Origin of the sequence: Winogradskyella alexanderae, from assembly GCF_020166335.1 — a bacterium.
Classification (GTDB): Bacteria; Bacteroidota; Bacteroidia; order Flavobacteriales; family Flavobacteriaceae; genus Winogradskyella; species Winogradskyella alexanderae.
Map to the genome: position 1 here is coordinate 745,778 of NZ_JAIUJR010000001.1, position 20,252 is coordinate 766,029.

Here is a 20,252-nt window from a genome sequence, read left to right on the forward strand (position 1 = left end):
GTCTTAAATAAAGACTATGGAAACATTTTTTTTAATCATAATAAGCATACTCGTAACTTTGGGTCTTGTTACGGTTTACAGGCAATGGCAAACCAGAAAAAAGACCAATGCACAATCCTTAATTTTATTAGATAAAGTAAAACGCGTATGTAAATTTATAACGGTAGAAGGCGATTTTGCTGAGATCTACCATTATGAAGATGTTAAGGAAAAATTTTTAAAACTTATTTCAAGTCGAAAGAAAGCGCTTGTCGTAATAAATGCTAAAGCGCACGTAGGATTTGATCTTAGTAAGGTAAAAATGACCTCTAACCCAAAGACAAAAACTGTGGTGCTTTCTCATTTCCCACATCCAGAAGTGTTGTCTATAGAAAGCAATATCAATTACTACGATAAAAAAGATGGTATGTTCAATAAATTTGATGCTTCAGATCTAACGGATTTGCACGAAAAAGCAAAGGAACATATTAGAGAAAAAATTCCTGAAAGTGGATTGTATAACGTCGCCCAGCAAGAAGCCTTAGAAGCAATTAATCTTATTGAAAATTTAGTACAGACCATTGGTTGGACCTTAGACTATACGGCCCTAAAAATTGAAGACAAAGACAAAAACCTTCTTAAATGAATATAGAGGATTTCAGAAACTACTGTATGGCCAAAAAGGAGGTCACAGAGCATTTTCCCTTTGATGATGATGTCTTGGTCTTTAAAGTTTGTAATAAAATGTTTGCACTGGCTTCACTATCAAAATGGGAAGAAGGGAATGGTTTTATAAATCTAAAGTGCGATCCTGAGTATGCCCTAGAATTAAGAGCAGAATACAATAGCATAGAACCTGGATATCATATGCACAAACATCAGTGGAATAGTGTTTTTATACACACAGGAGAATTGCCTATTCAATTGATAAGAGATCTTATTGATCATTCCTATGATATGATTGTAAAAAAGTTACCAAAAAAGTTAAGGGAGAAACTAAATTAGAGCGATCGGGTCTTTTAAATAAGGTTGGTAGCTAACCAACGCTTCCAAACGTTCATTCAACGAAAAACATAAACTTTCCCATTAGTCCAGACTTAGTTTTATCATCAAATTTGAAAATTAATTAATCCTTTGTTTATGATTCTCCTCGCTATTTATGCTGGGCTAATGGTTATTTTTCTGACTGTTTATCTAATTAAGAAAAATCGCCTGGTCAAAGATGACGTTTTTTTAATTAGAGATAGTATTAAGGGTATTTTGAATCCTAAGAATGAGTCAATAAAAACGCTTACCACGAGTAATGAGTTAGATAATTATGGTCATAATCTACACTCAAGTACAATCTTAATTAAAAGTTTAAGACATTTGGATTTTATGTCGCAACTAGAAAACTATCTAGAAGAATCAGAAAATTCCAGATTTAAGAAAAAAGTTTTGTCAGAATTTGAGGTAAGTAAATTAGAAACTCAAATAACTGTTCTAAAGGTGGCAAAATTGCTTAGTAAATCAGAAGAAAAAGCCGCATAATAAGGTCTTTTATATAAGTGCCATTCGTCGACACTTATCTACCATCCGGCGACACTTAAACTCTTATGGCCGAATATTATCATTAGATAGACCTTTTTAAAGCTAACTTATCAGCTTAAATAAACTGGCTTGAAAATGAAAAACTTAAATATCTTGCTCATCGAAGATGACATGATTGAGGTAATGAAGCTCAACAGAGCAAAAAGTTCACTCCAACTTAATCATACCATTTCAGAGGCAAGTAATGGAGAGGAAGCTTTAAAATTGCTAGAGCAGAAGGATAATTTACCTGATATCATCCTCCTAGACTTAAACATGCCAAAAATAAATGGTATTGAGTTTTTGAAAATCTTAAAAGCAGATGAGCGCTTAAAGTACATACCCACTATAGTATTAACTACTTCAAACAACCAACGCGATTTATTGGAGTGTTATAAGATTGGTATCGCAGGCTATGTTCTAAAACCTTTAAAATATGAAGATTATGTTTCTAAAATAGAAAAATTATTATCATATTGGAGTATTAATGAATTGATAACGGCATAATGAAAGGTATAATTTTTACAGAGTTTTTAGATCTCGTTGAAGATAAATTTGGTTTGGAAATGGTTGATACAATTATTAACCAATCAGAACTAAAATCAGGTGGCATTTATACGGCTGTTGGCACCTATGAATTTGGAGAGATGTTGCAATTGATATCACATTTAAGCAACAACACAGAAATTTCTGTCGACGATTTACTTTTAGTTTATGCCGAACACTTATTCCAAGTTTTGGTAAAATCGTATCCTCAACTTGTAAGTCATTACAAGGACCCTATGAGTTTATTAGCGTCAATTGAGAACCACATCCATGTAGAAGTACAAAAAATTTACCCAGACGCACAATTACCTACTTTCGAGTTAGAGGAGCGCTCAGACACCAAAATGGTGATGGTTTATAGATCAGAAAGAGCTTTATATATGCTAGGTAAAGGCTTAATGTTAGAAACCTTCAAACTGTTTGATGTGCCTGTAAATATCGACTACGAAAAATTGAACCCAGACGGCACAGAAGTTCGATTTTTCATAGAAAAGGAAGTATGAGTGAAAAGGAAGTAAATATCCTTAAAAGAGCACTTGAACGCGAACGTGCGTCAAGAAAAGCAGCGGAAAAAATCCTTGAAGAAAAATCTGCTGAATTATTCAAGGTAAACAAAATGCTCGAGCAATCGTATAGCGAGTTAACGTCTCTTTACAATAAGACCTCTTCTCAGCTTCAAGGGGTATTTGAAAATATTGTAGATGCCTATGTCATTATGGATTTATCGGGCAATATCCTTAAAATGAATGATGCAGCAGTGGAGATGTTTGGTTTTAAATCAACTCAAGAAGAAGAAAATCTCAATAATCTAGTAAGCCCGTCTGATATAGACATCGTTAAACCTGCCTTCAAAAAATTGATAACGGATGGGTTAATTACAGATTTTAAAATTAATATTACAACCAAGCATAACGTTCCTAAAATTGTACATATTAATGCCAGCATCATAGAGGAAAATGGTGAGCCTGTCGCCGCCCAAGGGATTGTGAGAGATATAACGATGGAGAGAGAAGCGCAGGAAAAACTTATTGAATCAGAAAACAGGTTGTCCACACTAATTAAGAGTCTTGATACAGGTGTTTTATTAGAAGATGAACACCGCAAAATTGTATTGACCAATAATAAGTTCTGTGAGTTTTTTGGAATACCGGTTAGCCCAGAACTACTTGTTGGACAAGATTGCTCAAAATCTGCAGAACAGAGCAAAGACTTATTTCAAGACCCAGATGGCTTTGTATCGAGAATTAACGAAATTTTATTTAATAAAAAGTTAGTGCTTGGTGATGAGCTTAAAATGACAAATGGTAAAATTTTGGAACGCGATTATATTCCCATTTATCGATCGTCAGAGTACCAGGGCCATCTTTGGAGTTATAGGGATGTTACAATGCAACGTCAATATAGTTGGGGAATAGAAGCAGAACGCGAAAAGTACGGAAGTATTATTGCCAATATGCACTTGGGCTTGGTAGAAGTTAATAATGATGATGAAATATTGTTGGTAAATCAGAGTTTTGTAGAAATGTCTGGTTATAACAAGGACGAACTTATTGGTAAAAAAGGGGGTGAACTACTTCAGGCCGATAAAAGTAATGATATTATTACTGCCGAAAACGAAAAACGAGCGCAGGGCTTATCCAACTCCTACGAGTTAAAGGTGCGAACAAAATCGGGAGAAATACGTAATTGGTTAATAAGTGGTGCCCCTAATTACGATATTAATGGAATAGTTAAGGGTTCAATAGGAATTCATTTGGATATTACAGAACTCAAAAATCTTCAAATTCAAAAAGAAAAACTTCTAGCAAAACTCGAAAAAAGTAATGAAGAACTTCAGGAATATGCGCACATTGTATCACACGATTTAAAATCGCCTTTAAGAAGTATAGACGCCTTGGTTAGCTGGCTTAAAGAAGATAATAAAGACAATTTAGATGAGGCGAGTCATAAAAATTTGGACTTAATTCAATCTACATTGGAGAAGATGGAACAACTCATTTCAGATGTTCTTAATTACTCTAGAGTGTCAACGGAAAATAAGGTCGATGCTGAGGTAGATGTACAACAATTGGTAGAAGATGTTATTGAATTGGTATATGTGCCAGAACACATACATATTTCAATATTAAATAAATTACCAGTGGTTAATGGTGATAGTACAAAGTTGCAACAGGTCTTTCAGAATTTGATCGGTAACGCTATAAAATTTAATGATAAAGAAAAGGGACTTATAGAAATTGATGTTTTAGATGAAGCGACACACTATAAATTCTCAATAAAAGATAACGGCATTGGTATAGAACCACAATTCCATGATAATATATTTAAAATTTTCCATGCTTTAAACAAGCGCAAAGATTCTTCTGGTATAGGGCTCTCCATTGTCAAAAAAATTATTGGCCTACACGGAGGCAATGTATGGTTGGAAAGTACACCCAAAATGGGTACCACCTTTTATTTTACTTTAACAAAATAATATGCTAATTACATCTACAAACAATACAGAAATTGTAAAAGCGATTTCGGAGCATGTCAATAAGAATGCGGCGCTAATATCTATTGGAGAACATACCGAAGTTGATATCAATGCACTGATATCGGATTTAAATGACTACGGCATAAAATTTATGGGAGGGATTTTCCCTAGGGTAATTCATGGCAACGTTGTATTAGAAAAGGGTATTGTAATAAACACGCTTAACGATGTCGATATACTTTATGTCATTGAGAATATTAGCACAAAGAATTATAGTATTCCAGAGGTAAGTTTTGATGAAAATAAAGACTATAGTCTTTTCACCTATGTTGATGGCTTAACCGCCAATATTTCTCATTATTTAGGTAAGCTATATGAAAATTACGGTATGCAGACCAACTATTTTGGTGGAGGTGCAGGTAGTTTAACCTTAGAGCAAAAACCTTGTGTATTTACTAACGAAGGCATATTTCAAGATGCTGCTGTTTTTTGTATACTCGACATAGCTTCTAGAATTGGTGTGCGTCATGGATGGAATAAAGTAGAAGGGCCTTTCATAGTCACAAAAGCTGAAGGAAATATCATTAAAGAGATTAATTGGCAAAACCCATTTAAGGTTTATAAATCAATAGTTGAAAAACACTCTGGTAAGACATTTACAGCTGATAATTTCTTTGATATTGCAAAAGGATATCCATTTGGAATCCTTAAAGAAGATGCAGAGTGTATTGTAAGAGATCCGTTAATGGTAAATGAAAATGGTGAATTAGTTTGTGTTGGAGAGTTAGAAGATAACATGGTCGTAGATATCCTTAATGGAAACGAAGCAACGTTAATTGAAGCCTCTAGGAAAGCTACTGAAGATAGTTTGAAACAAGCTACTCAACCACGAAAGGCCATTTTAATTGACTGCATATCAAGAATTCTCTTTCTCGAAGAAAATTTTGATAAAGAATTGACGACTATAACAGAAACCATTATATCTAAGTTTCCAGAGGTTTCTATCGGAGGAGCTTTAACCTTAGGTGAAATTTCATCTTATGGTGAAGGCTTTTTAGAGTTTTATAATAAAACCGTAGTCGTAGGCTTATTTGAGTAATGAAGATAGAAAACCACGTACTTAATATTTTGCAGCTATACGAATATGCAATGGCTATTGGTAAATCTTTGGACTATAAAGAGAGTTGCGATCTTTTTTTAAAATTAGTCCTTAAGCGCAAAAATCTTAATGCTGCATGGATTTTAGAACCCCATGATTCTTATTTAAGATCTACGTATGCTATACCTTTTGGTGTCGAAATAAACACCAAATTAAGTGATGACCTTAGTACTCTGCTCCGCGATATTGAAATAAGTAAAATCATAGAGGCTAATGCTATGGTGTCAACTATCTCTCCTTTCAAAATTCACGGTGGCTGTGTAGCCGTATTCAATTTAAAGGAACAAGGCTATTTGTTCTTATATTCAAAAAAGGACAATCTATCACATAAGGATTTATCACAATTAGAGCCGGTGATTGATAAATTTTCTATAAACCTAAAAGCTTGCAAAGCATTTAGACAACAGCAAATGCTACTGCATAGTTTAGAGGTGCAAAATCAAGAGTTGAGTGATTATGCACATATGGTGTCGCATGATTTAAAATCGCCTCTACGTAGCATAGATACACTTACAACTTGGTTAAAAGAAGATTATGCTGAAAAAATTGGCGTTGCTGGCAAACAACAAATTAATACCATTAGAAATAGTGTTGAAAAAATGGATACCTTAATCAATGGGATATTAGACTATTCAACAATTGGGAAAAATAAAATTGAAGCGTATCCTGTTGAGTTAAATCTTTTGCTTAGAGATATTCTGAAGATTATTGAAATTCCAGATCACATTACGGTAGATGTCAAGGATCTTCCGGTCGTTAAAGGCGATAAGTTTAGGCTCCAGCAATTGTTTCAGAATTTAATCAGTAATGCAATTACTTATAATGACAAACCGGCAGGTAAGATTGAAATTGGTGTGGCTAACAAAGATCAGTATTGGGAGTTTTATGTTAAAGATAATGGCAAGGGAATTGATAAGGTATATTATGAGAAAATTTTTGAAGCTTTCAAAAAATTAGAAAATAATGTCAATTCTACTGGGATTGGATTATCTATTGCAAAGAAAATTGTAGATGTTTATGGTGGTAAAATTTGGTTAGAGTCTCAAATAAACATAGGCACGACCTTTTACTTTACCCTAAAAAAATAAGAATGGAAGAACCAAACTTATCTTACATACACAGCATGTCTGGTGGCGATAAGACATTTGAGGAAAAGCTTATAGGAATCATTAAAAAAGAATTTCCTTTAGAAAAACAAGAATACTTTGATAATATTACAGCCAGGAATTATAAACGCACCGCGGCTAATGTTCATAAACTTAAACATAAAATTAGTATTTTAGGACTTGAGAAAAGTTATGAGGTTGCAGTTAATTATGAGGATAATTTAATTGAGAATAAAACCGATGGGCGTGAAAATTTTGAAGCCATCTTGCAAATCATGACTGATTTTTTAAAGACGCTATAATCTGAATTTATGAATTGTATTATTATTGACGATGAGGCTACTGCAAGAGCTATCATTGCACAGCTTTGTACCAACATTCCAGAATTAAATGTTTTAGAAGAATTTCCTAATGCAATTCAGGCCATAAAATATCTCAATCAAAATGAAGTAGATCTGATTTTTTTAGATATCCACATGCCAGATTTTACAGGATTCGATTTCATAGAGACCTTAAAGAATCCACCCAAAATAATTTTAACAACATCAGATCCAAATTTCGCTATTCAGGCTTTTGAGTACGATTGTATTGTAGATTATTTGGTAAAACCAATTGGCTTAGAACGATTTAGTAAAGCCATACAAAAAGCTGAAGCTGTAAAGGGCACAACAAAACCAAAAGGAGATTCTAATAAGATAGAAACCAGTTCGGGTAATGATCTGTATGTAAATATAGATCGTCGTTTAATTAAAATAGATATACCAAGTATTTACCTTGTGGAAGCCAAGGGCGACTATATTCAGGTTAAAACAGAAGATAAGAATTACACAGTCCATTCAACTTTAAAGAAAATTGAGGAAAAATTACCAGACCATCTTTTTTTGAAAGTACATCGTTCTTACATTATCAACGTAGATAAAATTATAGATATCGAAGATAATAGCGTATTGATTAAAAAAGACGTTATTCCCGTTAGTCGTTCTAATCGACCAGAGTTAATGAAACGCTTAAATCTATTGTAGTATTCCAATTCATCGATAGTTTTAAGTCATCCGCCTTTAAATTGTCACAGCCTGTCGAAAAACGCAATGAACGTAATTAGTTAAAGTTACTTTTGGATAGAATTCCCTAAGAATTATTGATTATATAGCGATTAAGAGGCAATAGAGTATACTGTTGTCTTTTTTTTATGTAAATCTATTTTAACACCTTATTTTAAAATCCACTCATCGAAACTTTAATACCATCCAACTTTGTAAAATCTTGTTCAATCGAAAATTAAAGAATATGGAATAACACGAGTTTAATTTTGTGGCTAATAACATAAGTCATGAAAAAAGTATTCCTATTTAAAATAGCAGCTCTATTTGTTTTTACAGCACTAACAAACAGAAAAATAAACGCTCAAGATATTCCGTTCAATTGTGATTATAATGCTTATTTATTTCAATACAATGATGTTTATGCTATTGACTTGGCGTCCGGTAATTCATATCAAGTGGCGACGGACGTTACACCTGGGAGTATTAATGCGGCCGCTTATAATCCAGCCGATGGCTTTATTTGGGGCTCTTTAAGTTCACCGGCTAGATCTATAGTAAGAATCGGTAAAAATTTCACAACCACAGTTTATACAATAAATGAATTGCCAACGAGTAATCGCTATATTGGTGACGTTAGTGCAGAGGGAATTTACTTTTTAAAAGGAGGAGGAACAACTTACTATAAAATTGATCTTAATCCAGAATCGCCAAATTATACACAACACCAAGAAACGGCAACGCTATCTCAAAGTTTAAGTATTCATGATTGGGCCTTTAACGCAGTAGATGGCCAGTTATATACAGTCGAAAAAGGGACTAATCTTTTATACAGGATTAATCCTTTGAACGGTCAAGTGTCAACGCTTGGGGTAGTGCCAATATTAGATGGTAACAATTACACCTATGGTGCGGTTTATTTTGACGCAGACGGTCGTTTTTATGTTTCGGCAAATCAAACAGGTACTATCTACGTCATTCAAAATGTACAAAACATTAATAGTGCTTTAGATATAGATTCTAACTTATTTGCATTCGGACCTTCAAGCGCTAGTAATGATGGTGCGCGTTGTCCTACGGCCCCAGTACCTCAAGAAATTTGTGACAACGGTATTGATGATGATGGCGATGGTTTAATAGATTGCGAGGATCCTTCATGTTCTGGTTATGGAACGTGTGAAGTTATTGCGCCACCAACATCAGGCGGAAATGATGGCGGTTTGGAGAGTAACAATAGACTTTCGGAGAAAATCAATAAAAGAAATTTCAAAAGAGCTAAAACCAACTATAATTTTGATAGGGCAACAGCGCCACGATTAACTAAGGGCTTAAGCTATGCAAAACGCAATGCTGAATTTACACTAGAAGATTTTATACCTTTAAATGTTATTGGTGAAACAGAAACAATAAATTCAACACCTCAAGATCTGTTAGCTATAACCAATGCAACGGAAATTTTTGCGGTGGACTATATGAATAATGAAGTGCCATTTGCTTCTATACTTGCCTTAAAGACCGAAGATGGTGTCTATGAGCATACCAAGTATATTTGTGACCGCTTATTGGGTGCTGAGTTAATTTCCGTTTCAACCATTTCAATAAACGAGCAGCCTTTTATAAAATCTATTATTAAAAATGTAGATGGCACCAATGAATTTGTGCTTAGTCTTTCAGCAAAGGTTGTAAATAATGATGATAATTTTGCAATAGATAGTCATTGGAATCTTGATCAATATGAGGACAATGTTACCTATTATAATTTTCAGATTTGGACAAACACGGTAGACAATTTATATCTGCTAGGTGAAGAAGTACTTAACCTGCTTAATGTTGAAAAGCCTATTTCAACCTACAATAATTCTGCACCTCCGACCGTATTTGTTAGAAAAGGCAACTACAGCAATGGCAGTTTAGAATTGCAAATTGTGAATACAAACGCAACAGAAACTGTAGGTATAGATGCCGGTTTTAGAACAACGGAAACCAATGATTTTGAAAATTTAAATAGTACCCTAACCTTAGGTCAGCAATACATCACCAATCACACTTTAGAAACTGGAGGTTTGTTTGATATTGGTTTTAGAATTGGTGATGGTGTTGCTACACCAGATGATTTATTTATGTCAGATGGACCTTGGGGAATAGACGACTCACAGGATGGGACCGATGTAGGTCTGTACTCTGTTACTCAAAATACATTTGACTTTGCGGAAGATGATTTCCCGATAGAGCGGAATGTAGACTTAAGAGCAACAACAAATAGTTATGTCGCAGTTTATAGAGCGCTTACACCAAGATTTAAAGCGGTAGACCTTTCGGATTACAACAGTTTAAAATTAAGTGCAAAAGGAACAGGAAGCTTAGAAATAACTTTTGTAAAGCAAAGTATTACCAATTGGGAAGACCAGTATAAGACAACCATACCGCTAACTGGTCAAATGCAAGATTATATATTGCCGTTGTCTGATTTTTACTCAGAAACTGAAACAAATCCAGTTTTAGATGATGTTGTAACTATCGTATTTACCATGGTTTCTGAAACAGGAGAGACCACTTCAAAGTACTTAAACTTGAACAATTTAAGATTATCGCAAGACCAAGCCTTATCTGTAGCGACTATTGACAATGATACTAAAACAATTAAGGCATATCCCAACCCAATGACATCGAGTACAAGCTTAGAGTTCCGTGCACAACAAAATGAAAACATGCAATTGATTATTTACAATCAATTGGGCGAGGAGGTACTTGTAAAACGGATAGATGCTGTCCCTGGCATCAATAGGATAACCTTAAACAGAAAAAATTTAAGTACAGGTTTATATATCTGTAAACTCATTAGTAAGCAGTACGAGATTTATCCTTTAAAACTGATAGTTAATTAACCCTTAGATTGATAGCGAATTTCATTAGGCAAAGGCTAAGGTCTTTGCCTTTTGTTTTTAAACCTTCAATGAAAACTCATAGAAGTTTAAGCCTTTGTCATAGTGCAATTGGCCATGCCGAAAAATCTAGACTTGTTTTGATTGAAAGTTTTTTGCTAGGTTACCAGGCAATTCTGATGGACTTCCCGATAGTTTGCTGACTTCCTCAATGGTGATTGCCACTCGTACAAGTTGATCTAAAATTTCCTTCATTAGGGGTTATAGGGTTACTTCTATTTGGATTCGCCTAAATCTACTTTAAGTGTTGGTGCACCAACGATATCGAATGTAGCGGAAGCAAGTGTTACTTTGCCATCAGTTTTATCAATTGCATTAAGGATGTTTTTATATAATGTGTCTTTTGTAATGCGTCTTTTTTTGTAGTCCACCACATAGCGTAAGTTAAATTCAGCCCAATTATCGGTCAACTTAAGGCTTAGAGTTGGTTCTACATTTGCATTTTCAATAAGGTATTTTTTTACCATTTTTTTCCAATGATTTTTGGCGAAACTGGCGTAGTCCATCAACAAGGATTTTGCAAGATCCATGATAATACTATTTGCAAGTTGGATATCAGAACCATAGCGAATAGGTAAGTTGATTTCGTCCCAAACAAAAGGGAAGTCTGTGGAATAGTTGTGTACCGTTCCTTTAAATACATAAGCGTTACTTACTTGCACAATACGACCAGTATAGTTATCACTATTAACCCACTCGCCGAGTTCCATTAGAGTAGTTTTAGTTATACCAATATCAATAACATCACCCTTCACATTATTTATTTCAATACGGTCACCAGGTTTATAAATATTAGTACTAAAAATAGCAATCCAACCAGCAACACTTAAAATCACTTCTTGTAAGGCAAATGCCAGTCCAGCACTTATTAAACCAATAGCTATGGTAAAGTATTGTACTTTGCCAGTAAAAGTGATTATTGCTAATAAGATAATAAGTATGTAGCTGATAAAACGCGTTGCTTTCTTAGCACGATAGCGCATTGTGTTGTCTTCAATTGTTCTGTTTATTCCTTTGCGTATTAGCCAAGTAACAAGCACAATGAAAAACACCCAAAGCAAGAACTGGACGAACTGCAAGAGTAGGCCTTTTGATTCTAGCTGCTCAAAACCTTTTACAAATTCCTCTAACTGGATCATTTTTAAACTAATTAATTTTCTTTGATTGCATTTTGGTACTTAAGAATCTAAGAAACTACATCTACCCTAAGATAAAAATGCGGTGGAATAGGTTAGAAAAACTTCCACCGCAATAAAGTATAAAACTTGTTTTTAGCTATTAAACTTATGCCATCCTATCCTTTATAGCTAACCACTAAAAATTTAGCTTCAGTAGTTCCCTTGTTTTCTAAAGCATGCTTACAAGCTTCATACCAGTGAATATCGCCAGACTTAAATGATTTATCCATTGTTCCCTCAACATTGGACTCATATTTTAATTCATAGTCAGAGAGTGAATAAATTATTCGATTTATGCCAGAATGCGTCCTGATTTTTTTTCCAGAAGGTAAAGTAACTTGAGTTAGTTTAAAACGGTCGTTCTCAAATAAGGTTTCTGTTAAATCGGAGGACACTGAGGTTACGTCATTTTCAACAGTATTTTCTCCACAATCTGGTAATTCTGTATTCTTTTTTGAAAAAACCAACCACTCAGCAACTGTATTACCATTGTTTTCTGCAGTGTGCATACCAGGTTCGTGGAAGTGAACTTCTCCTTTTTTCCAAGTTTTTAAACTAGAAGTGTTACCCACTTCGTGCCAGTTTATGGTATAATCTGTAAGGGCATAGATTAATCGTGATTCACCATCATGTGCTGGTTGGGATTCACCTGGTTGAAGGCTGATCTTTGAAACTTTTGCATAAGCATTTTCAAAAAGTACAACCGGCTCTACTGTCTTTTTAACCACTTCTTCTGTGGTTGCTTCTTTTTCAAGGTCTTTCTCCTTATTATTTTTACATGAAATAAAGATTATTGGTAATGCAAAAAGCATTAAAACTGTTAGGATTTGGTTTGCGCCTCTCATGGTCTTTATAATTTTTTGTACAACCTTCCACTACTAATTAAAAGCGTGTTCAGTTGCTGTTTTTATTTCAATTTTGAAGCGAAGGTAAATAGAAGGCTTATTTTTTTAAATGATTTTAGTCAGTGTTATGAAGATTTTTGTGATTGGATTATCATAAAAATTGAGGAGAAATAGGAAAGTTAATACTTGAAAATGCCTATGTATTAATGGCATCATTAACTTCAATCCAATACCCATCTGGATCTTGAAAATACACTTGTCTTATACCATCATCCCGCACGTAATCTTTGTTAGGTGTATTTCGCCAGTCAGAGTATACAATATTTAAGGATTCTAACATAGAGACAAATACATCAAATTGATCTGTTGTATAGGCAAAATGAAGCGCTTTGTTGGTTTTTAGTGCTTCGTTTGGACGAGAAATAAGATGCAATTGTTTGCCCTCTCCAATGGATAACCATCTTGTTTTAGATTGAGAGGCTGTGTTTTTAATTTCTTTGAAGTTAAAGAGCTTTTGATAGAAATGTACTGACCTAGTAACATCTTTTACTGAAAGTGCGATATGATTAAATGAAAACTTGGTCATATTATATATACTGTGACACTTTTCCTTTTTCTAAAAGTTTATTTCTTAATATTCGAAAAATTCTCATTCTGATTTTTTTACTTGCAATCGGTTTAAGTCTTATTAACTGTTTTTACTATATAACTAGTTTTGAAATTGTTATCGCTGTTACTATCTAAAATGCTATAAAATCACCGTCATTTGGTATAAAAACTTTATTTGCCAAACCTGTTTTCGCAACCTTATTCTTTAATTTACTTCGTTTGGTTGGGCAATGATTTACAGCTTCCAAATGATTTGCAATTACTTTTCCCGGAGCAGTTTTCATAAACTTTAGAATGTCATCCATACGCATTAATAAAGGTTGATAGAGGTCTAGTTGAGCGGTACCACAGGCAACGACAGAAATATCTGGTTTTAATTCTATTAATGCTTTATGCACATCTTCTGTATAAATCGTGTCAGAACTTAAATATATTGTTTTTTCGTTAGGTAGCTCCACAAAAAAACCCATGACATTTCCCATGGGTTTGGAAACATAACCATAACCGTGTTTTGCCGGAATGCCTTGAATTTTCCCACCAAGAAATTCAGTAGTCTTCCAGTAGTTTACAGTATGTACAACATTAAGGCCTTTGGCTTTTAACGCTTTTTCATCATTGATACTGCATGTAATAGGAATTTGACTTTGGCGCAGAAAATCTTCCCCTTTTTTATCAATGTGGTCTGCATGAAGATGGGTTATCAAACAATGTGTTACCCTATTAAGAATCTCATTTGCATTTGAGGGTAAATCAATAATCGGATTTCTTCTTGGCCAAAATCTAATAAAAGCAAATGGAGGGGCTGCCTCACCTTTTTTGCCAAGCATTGGGTCTACTAAAATTATTGAATCATTGGTTTCGATAACCATTGTTGCATTTCGCAAATGGTGTATTTTCATTGACTGTTGCTATTTTATGAGATGTTTTTTTATGTTTTACCTATTCTGAATCTGACAGCTCTAAAGGTAAATTGGTGTTCCATATATTGCTATAGATCTTCCATTGGCCATTAACATTTTTCCAGATGTTAATATACTTTCCGTTGTCAATGGTATTTTCTTCTCCATATTTTAAATAATACATTCCTTCGTCAATTATATAGTCTTCATTTCCATATATTGCTGTTGAGACTTCTTCAAATTCATATATACCATAGTTAACCCAATCCGTATTCAATTGGGAAATAGCTTTTATTCCAGAAACTGCCTCAGAATTTGGGGGAAATACCCTAGCGTCTTTTGTAAATATGCTATTTAGGTAAGTTGTATCCTTTATAATGTGAGCTTCTGTAAATTGCTTTGTTTTCTCCTTTATTAGTGTTTTTGTTGTATTTAAATCAAAAAGGTTGGTTTTAGTTTCAACTGTGTCAGGTTTTGTATTGCGCTTTTTATCACAAGAATTAAGTAAAATTCCTAAAACTAATAACATTAGAATTAGGTTAGAATAGTGTTTCATTTTAATCTAAGGTATTATAATTTTTAAATGGACGACTTTAATCAAATCTTACAATTGGCGTTTGCCAGGTCACGGGATCTCCTACTATGCCGCGTGAATGACTTAAAATCTCCATCCAATCGGGTGATACCTTAATTAAAACATAACTGTCTTTATTAGGATAGAATGCTTCCCATTCTTTTTTCCACTTTGTCTGTTTAATTTTTTCATCTTCTACGATTTGAGCTTTACCATGTATTACAACATAGCCTGAGGCGTCACTATCTTGGTAATAAAGTGTTACATTTGGGTTGTTTTTAATTTGATGAACTTTTCTGCTTTCAGATTTAGTTCCAAACCAAATCGTAAAATCATTCTCAGGTGGGAATGGGTCCATTATCCTCACCCTTGGAATGGATTTTTCATCTAAAGATATTAATGCACAGGTGCCCGAGGCCTTAATGATTTCACGAGCAGCTAGGGTTAATTTATTTTTAGTTGAATCCTTTATATGAACCTCTTGTCCAATGAGATTTAGTGGAATAATTAGAGCGAAAAAGGTTAAATGTAAAATGAGTTTTGTGATTTGATTCATGATTGTTTAGTAAGCTTATGATGAACTAAATTTGCCTCGATATTTAAAGTTAATGATTTAAGGTCAGATTTCCATTATCGAAATGCCTACTATTGTTAAAGAACAATAAATAATTTAAAGCATAGCAAACTCAACAGCCTCTTGAGCATGGATCGTTGTAGTATCAAATATTGGAATTGAGCAATCGTTTTGCTTTATAAGAAGTGGTATTTCTGTACAACCTAAAACAACGCCTTTCGCCCCTTTAGTAATAGATTTCTCAATGATGTTTTGATACGCTGCTCTGGACTTTTCCGTAATTATGCCATGGACTAATTCTCCATAAATGATGTTATGAATAATATCTCTATCGGATGCACTAGGGATTAGGACTTCTATGTTAAATTGTTCTTTGAGGATGTGTTTGTAAAAATCACGTTCCATTGTAAATTTTGTTCCAAGTAGAAGTACTTTATCGATTTCCTGCTTTTTTATGGCACTTCCGGTTGCTTCAGCAATATGAAGAAAAGGAATCGTAATGTTGTTTTTAATATGGTCTGCACACAAGTGCATCGTATTTGTGCAAAGTATAATTAGTTCTGCGCCAGCATTTTCAAGATTTTCTGCTGCTACAGCCATCTCGGTATTGAGCTTTTCCCAGTCGTTATGTTTCTGATAGTACTCAATTTCAGCAAAGTCTAAAGATTCCAAAATACAATGCGCAGAATGAAAACCGCCTCGTTTTGTTTTAATGATTTTATTGAGAAGTTCATAATAAATGGCGGTAGATTCCCAACTCATTCCTCCAATTAATCCAATTTTTTTCACGCTTTGCTTTAGTTTGTTTTTTGAAAACAAGAATGATTCTACGAGGTAAACCGAAGATAGTAAATTTGCGAGGAATTGCCGCCAGCAAAATCAGAAGCAATGAATTATACACATTGTTGTGCTTTTGTTATTTTTCTAATTCAGTTTCCAATTGAGCTATTAGTTCTTTAATTTGTTTTATACCCATGTCTAAAGCCTGAATGGTATACTCGTTATTATACTTCTGTTCTCTAATCAATTTTAAAAATTCATTATTTTGAATCAGTTTTTCATAATCTTGAGGTTTAAATGATACATATAACCCTTCTAAATCACGTTTAAAATTTTTAAAATAAAATTTATAACTAGGATTAAATTGCTCTAAACTTACTTTGTTATTCATATCTCCTAAATCATCAATAAAATCAACCCACCTATCATAGATATTAATAATGGACTTCCTTAATGAATCGTTTGATATTATTTCAAATCCGCGGGATTTTAGATTTTCATAACCACCTGTATTAAGGGTAAACTGTGTGTTATATTGAATGTTTCCAAAATGTATGTCCAACGAATCATTATAAGGTCTTTTGTTTATTAGAATATCACTAATCAACATATTAGAATTAATAGCTCTTTGATTTAAAAAGATGTCTTCTTCCAAACTTAAAAGGTTTGTTTTAGAATCACTTAAAAGTTCCTTAAGTACAGAAATTTCTTCCTTTTTGTTTTTCAGGTTTTCGTTCCAATTGTTAATAGATAGAGCTATTAAAATTCCAATAACCACGAGAATTATTTCGCCAACTGCGTACAACAAATACTTACTAAATTTATTTTCAGAGAGTAGTTTTTGTCTAATTTTTCTAAAGAATTTTATCATTGGTTAGTTATACATAATTTAATCATATTGAGTTTCCAAAAGAATTTTATCAATCAATAGGTCTAATTCTATAAATACATCTTTGTTAAGTGTCATCCAGTATAAAAATCCGTCAGTAAGGTTTTCGAATTCAATATCTTTAAAAATTTGAAGTTTATCCACCTTCAGGTTTGATTTTTCTTTCCAATTTAATGGACTATAGGCATCGATATCTTTCCAGGAATATTTTTTTGATAAGTAGGGAAAAATCTCGTTATCAGATATTGCAGTAAATCTTGTTGTTCTATCTGTCAAAGCCTTCATCGTTCGTCCCCAATTATAAATTAAATTAACTAATTCCTTATTTTGAAGCAAATCCAAACGTCCCGATTGTATGAGACCAGAAATGGTGTTTTCCGAGGGTCTGAATATAGGAGAATCAAAGGCATAATAAAGTAAACTATCAATATTTTGCTTTTTAAGATATTCTTCGTCTTTGCCCATAATATTCATTAATTGTTTAAGGCCTGCCTCACATACCTCAGCTTCTTCGATTCTTCTTTTTAAAATCGTTTTGTTTTGCAAAAATTCAGCATGAATGTTCTTTATAATAGTTTGTTCTTCATTCACCTGGATTCGTTCTAGGTTCCAATTATTTATCTGAAGTGCAATCAGAATTCCAATAACAACAAGAATAATTTCTCCAATAGCATATAGAAGATATTTACTGAATCTATTTTCTGCCAATAAATTTTGACGAATCTTGCGGAAGAATTTTAACATCGGTTAGCGGTTTCTGATAATGAAGTACATCTTTTCGTGTATGCGTAGTATGCCCGTTTAGGGCATATTATCGCATACACATGTTAGCTTTTCGCCTTCTTTTTATTTAAAATGTAAAGTTAATTTGTTAGCTCTACCAATTTAATTATTCATTCATTGAGTCGAATAAAGTCAAATCTAAAATGAATGAATAACCAATTAGTTAGGTTTTAATTATTGCACTCCTTTTTTTCGATTACAAAAACTTTACAATGCTTTGGAATTGCCCTATACAAGGTGGTCCTTTTTAAGGAGTTCCTTTTTTCTTTTTTGCTTTGCCTTCTTCATAAAAATTACGGATCAATAGTATTATTGGTAATCCAATTATCCATCCCCATTTCAGGTCTTCAATTACATATGTTTCTTTATAAAGAAATGGAGCCGCTTCTAAGGCTAACACAATTCCGAAAAGTAAAATTGATTGAATGTACTTGTTCATTTATTATTATTTTTTTGGAGAAAGCTAACGGTCTTGTATAACCGTCAGTTACAGATTCAAAGTTAATAATTTTCGATTAAGCACTGACGTTAGCAATTCCGAGTGGATTCGGACGTAGTCGAATCCGCCGACCAGAGCATAGCGACTGATGAACACCTTAAAAATAAACATTAGTGAGTAAATTGCGGTTATACATTGTTGTGCTTTCGTTATTTTCCATTTTTTGTCAATTCTGCTCTAATTTTCTTCTGAACTATTTCATTCTCTCTTATTCCATTTCTATAATTTCGATTCATCCATTGATAAAACGAAATTGCTCGTTTTAGTGCTTCTTGGAAATATATATTATTTTGGGCATCGGAAAGTTTGACTGGTTCAGCTAACCCTCTGTTATCGTTTGTTTTAAGAGTCGTTTTCGTATTTTTAAATATTTCACTCATATGAAAATCTTTTATAGGCTCGTAGTCCATTCGTAAATCTTCAGTGACGTAGAAATACTTGAAATCATATAATTCAGAAATAGAAATTCTAAGCGAGTCATTTCGGATGATATTTATTCCCTTAGATTTCAAATTTTCATAGGCGACAGTTATCGGTTCAAATGTTCCTCGCCCTGTCAATCTCGCATAAGAAAATCTTAATGAATCTGTCAAAGGGGTTTTTAGAATTAAATGTTCCAATACTGCCGAATTATGTTTTATTGCGTTCTCGTTATATGTAATCTTTGAATTAAAGTTAAAAACGTCCTTCTCAAGATTAGTTAGAATTTCACTTAACATATTCAATTCAAGTTCACGCTCGATATTATCATTATTCCAATTATTAATCTGTAATGCTATTAATATTCCAATAACCACAAGAATTATCTCTCCTATTGCATAAAGGAAATATTTACTGAACTTGTTTTCAGTCAACAGTTTTTGTCTAATTTTACGAAAGAATTTTATCATTGTTACGCTTTCGTTATTTTTTTAATTCTTGTTCGATTAACTTTAGTATTTCTAAATTATTTAGTCTAATTTTTTTTAGTTCTCTTATATAATTGTTTGAGTAATAAAACATTTGTTGGGTATAATTTTCAAATAGTGGATCCCTAAATAAACCAACGAAATTAGATGAGTGCTTGCTACCTTTATCATTGGGTATTTTTTTAGCAATATCCCTTGCTTGGGTATAGCTATGTATCAATCGATAATATGGGTCTGAACCGTAACTTACAAGAAGTTCAATCTCTTCATAAGAATCAATAACCAAGTCCTCCCAAGTGAATAATAATTTAGTTAAAGGCTCTCCTTTAATTAAATGAATATCTCCTGAGGATATAGCAGAACGCAAGGCCCCGTTAAATGGATTAAAACTATCTGCATACCCACCATGTCCCAAGTTTTCTTTTAACACTGTATTGTCTGTGATATCATTTATAGAATCGATCAAATCTCTTGTTTTCCGAAATTTCCAAAAGCTTTTTTCTTGGTTTTCTATTTTTCCGTCTAATTGTTTAAGATTCTCTTCAAAATCTAATTTTAAGGCCAATAATACTTTCTGTTTTTGTTTGGTGTTTATGCTATCGTTTCTCCATTCATTTAATTGAATGGCTATTAAAATACCAATAACAACGAGGATAATTTCGCCAATCGCATATTTTAGGTATTTGCCTGTTTTGTTTTTCTCCATAAGGTCATAGCGTATTTTTCTAAAGAATTTTATCATTGGTTAATAGTTTCTAGAAAGGTAGGATAATTAATTAATACGAGTTCTGGATAATGAAGCACAACAGAGCGCTAAACGCAGTTCTGCTTTGAGAATGAAAAGATAATAAATTCCTTAGCAATAATTGGAGAATGGGTCTTCCTTATACTCTCTAA

24 protein-coding genes are annotated in these 20,252 nt (G+C 33.3%); 11 read left to right on the top strand and 13 right to left on the bottom strand.

The annotated features are described in order from the left end of the window. Positions 1-16: 16 nt before the first annotated feature. The 11 genes from LBU54_RS03295 (at position 17) to LBU54_RS03345 (ending at position 10,760) form a co-directional block, all read left to right on the top strand. Positions 17-625 (top strand): DUF4230 domain-containing protein, encoded by a 609-nt coding sequence (locus LBU54_RS03295; protein WP_224525788.1) that lies wholly within the window; start codon positions 17-19, stop codon positions 623-625. Then, positions 622-984 (top strand): MmcQ/YjbR family DNA-binding protein, encoded by a 363-nt coding sequence (locus LBU54_RS03300; protein ID WP_224525791.1) that lies wholly within the window; start codon positions 622-624, stop codon positions 982-984. The genes LBU54_RS03295 and LBU54_RS03300 overlap by 4 nt, the downstream gene beginning before the upstream one ends. A 135-nt stretch (positions 985-1,119) precedes the next feature. Then, positions 1,120-1,509 (top strand): hypothetical protein, encoded by a 390-nt coding sequence (locus tag LBU54_RS03305; protein ID WP_224525792.1) that lies wholly within the window; start codon positions 1,120-1,122, stop codon positions 1,507-1,509. 135 nt (positions 1,510-1,644) lie between these two features. Further along, positions 1,645-2,055: a response regulator gene (locus LBU54_RS03310; protein WP_224525794.1), complete on the top strand. Its 411-nt coding sequence runs from the start codon at positions 1,645-1,647 to the stop codon at positions 2,053-2,055. Beyond that, complete coding sequence (locus LBU54_RS03315) at positions 2,055-2,597, top strand: heme NO-binding domain-containing protein (protein ID WP_224525797.1); 543 nt, start codon at positions 2,055-2,057, stop codon at positions 2,595-2,597. The genes LBU54_RS03310 and LBU54_RS03315 overlap by 1 nt, the downstream gene beginning before the upstream one ends. Continuing rightward, a complete protein-coding gene (locus LBU54_RS03320) occupies positions 2,594-4,570 on the top strand; it encodes a PAS domain-containing sensor histidine kinase (RefSeq protein ID WP_224525799.1) in 1,977 nt (658 codons plus the stop codon). Before LBU54_RS03315 ends, LBU54_RS03320 begins: the two co-directional genes overlap by 4 nt. Position 4,571: 1 nt before the next feature. Beyond that, positions 4,572-5,669, top strand: coding sequence for an FIST signal transduction protein (locus tag LBU54_RS03325; protein ID WP_224525801.1), 1,098 nt, complete (start codon positions 4,572-4,574; stop codon positions 5,667-5,669). After that, complete coding sequence (locus LBU54_RS03330; RefSeq protein ID WP_224525803.1) at positions 5,669-6,817, top strand: sensor histidine kinase; 1,149 nt, start codon at positions 5,669-5,671, stop codon at positions 6,815-6,817. The genes LBU54_RS03325 and LBU54_RS03330 overlap by 1 nt, the downstream gene beginning before the upstream one ends. A 2-nt stretch (positions 6,818-6,819) precedes the next feature. Next, positions 6,820-7,137: an Hpt domain-containing protein gene (locus tag LBU54_RS03335; RefSeq protein WP_224525813.1), complete on the top strand. Its 318-nt coding sequence runs from the start codon at positions 6,820-6,822 to the stop codon at positions 7,135-7,137. A gap of 9 nt (positions 7,138-7,146) precedes the next feature. Next, on the top strand, positions 7,147-7,857 hold the full coding sequence (locus LBU54_RS03340; RefSeq protein ID WP_224525815.1) for a LytR/AlgR family response regulator transcription factor: 711 nt from the start codon (positions 7,147-7,149) through the stop codon (positions 7,855-7,857). Positions 7,858-8,165: 308 nt separating this feature from the next. Next, the gene (locus LBU54_RS03345; protein ID WP_224525818.1) at positions 8,166-10,760 is read left to right on the top strand and encodes a DUF6923 family protein; all 2,595 of its coding nucleotides are present in this window, start codon (positions 8,166-8,168) and stop codon (positions 10,758-10,760) included. 126 nt (positions 10,761-10,886) lie between these two features. Here LBU54_RS03345 and LBU54_RS15365 read toward each other — a convergent pair whose 3' ends face one another. The 13 genes from LBU54_RS15365 to LBU54_RS03405 form a co-directional block, all read right to left on the bottom strand. Then, positions 10,887-11,012 carry a hypothetical protein gene (locus LBU54_RS15365; protein WP_262899708.1) on the bottom strand — a complete coding sequence of 42 codons (126 nt, stop codon included), beginning with the start codon at positions 11,010-11,012 and terminating at the stop codon, positions 10,887-10,889. 20 nt (positions 11,013-11,032) lie between these two features. After that, positions 11,033-11,956: a mechanosensitive ion channel family protein gene (locus LBU54_RS03350; RefSeq protein WP_224525822.1), complete on the bottom strand. Its 924-nt coding sequence runs from the start codon at positions 11,954-11,956 to the stop codon at positions 11,033-11,035. A gap of 155 nt (positions 11,957-12,111) precedes the next feature. Then, positions 12,112-12,840, bottom strand: a complete 729-nt coding sequence (locus LBU54_RS03355; RefSeq protein ID WP_224525827.1) for a hypothetical protein — start codon at positions 12,838-12,840, stop codon at positions 12,112-12,114. Between the two features lie 196 nt (positions 12,841-13,036). After that, on the bottom strand, positions 13,037-13,426 hold the full coding sequence (locus LBU54_RS03360) for a VOC family protein (RefSeq protein WP_224525830.1): 390 nt from the start codon (positions 13,424-13,426) through the stop codon (positions 13,037-13,039). 154 nt (positions 13,427-13,580) lie between these two features. Beyond that, the gene (locus tag LBU54_RS03365; protein WP_224525833.1) at positions 13,581-14,348 is read right to left on the bottom strand and encodes an MBL fold metallo-hydrolase; all 768 of its coding nucleotides are present in this window, start codon (positions 14,346-14,348) and stop codon (positions 13,581-13,583) included. 40 nt (positions 14,349-14,388) lie between these two features. Continuing rightward, positions 14,389-14,877, bottom strand: a complete 489-nt coding sequence (locus tag LBU54_RS03370; RefSeq protein ID WP_224525850.1) for a nuclear transport factor 2 family protein — start codon at positions 14,875-14,877, stop codon at positions 14,389-14,391. Positions 14,878-14,941: 64 nt separating this feature from the next. After that, positions 14,942-15,478, bottom strand: coding sequence for a pyridoxamine 5'-phosphate oxidase family protein (locus tag LBU54_RS03375; protein WP_224525853.1), 537 nt, complete (start codon positions 15,476-15,478; stop codon positions 14,942-14,944). Between the two features lie 114 nt (positions 15,479-15,592). After that, positions 15,593-16,285, bottom strand: a complete 693-nt coding sequence (locus LBU54_RS03380; protein WP_224525856.1) for an aspartate/glutamate racemase family protein — start codon at positions 16,283-16,285, stop codon at positions 15,593-15,595. Positions 16,286-16,412: 127 nt separating this feature from the next. Beyond that, positions 16,413-17,147, bottom strand: a complete 735-nt coding sequence (locus LBU54_RS03385) for a DUF6090 family protein (protein ID WP_224525859.1) — start codon at positions 17,145-17,147, stop codon at positions 16,413-16,415. A gap of 18 nt (positions 17,148-17,165) precedes the next feature. After that, entirely contained in the window at positions 17,166-17,909 is a 744-nt protein-coding gene (locus LBU54_RS03390; RefSeq protein ID WP_224525861.1) for a hypothetical protein, read from the bottom strand. A 286-nt stretch (positions 17,910-18,195) separates the two neighbouring features. Then, complete coding sequence (locus LBU54_RS03395; RefSeq protein WP_224525864.1) at positions 18,196-18,387, bottom strand: hypothetical protein; 192 nt, start codon at positions 18,385-18,387, stop codon at positions 18,196-18,198. Between the two features lie 209 nt (positions 18,388-18,596). Then, positions 18,597-19,337, bottom strand: a complete 741-nt coding sequence (locus LBU54_RS03400; RefSeq protein ID WP_224525866.1) for a DUF6090 family protein — start codon at positions 19,335-19,337, stop codon at positions 18,597-18,599. A gap of 13 nt (positions 19,338-19,350) precedes the next feature. After that, positions 19,351-20,097, bottom strand: coding sequence for a DUF6090 family protein (locus tag LBU54_RS03405; protein WP_224525868.1), 747 nt, complete (start codon positions 20,095-20,097; stop codon positions 19,351-19,353). Positions 20,098-20,252 lie beyond the last annotated feature (155 nt).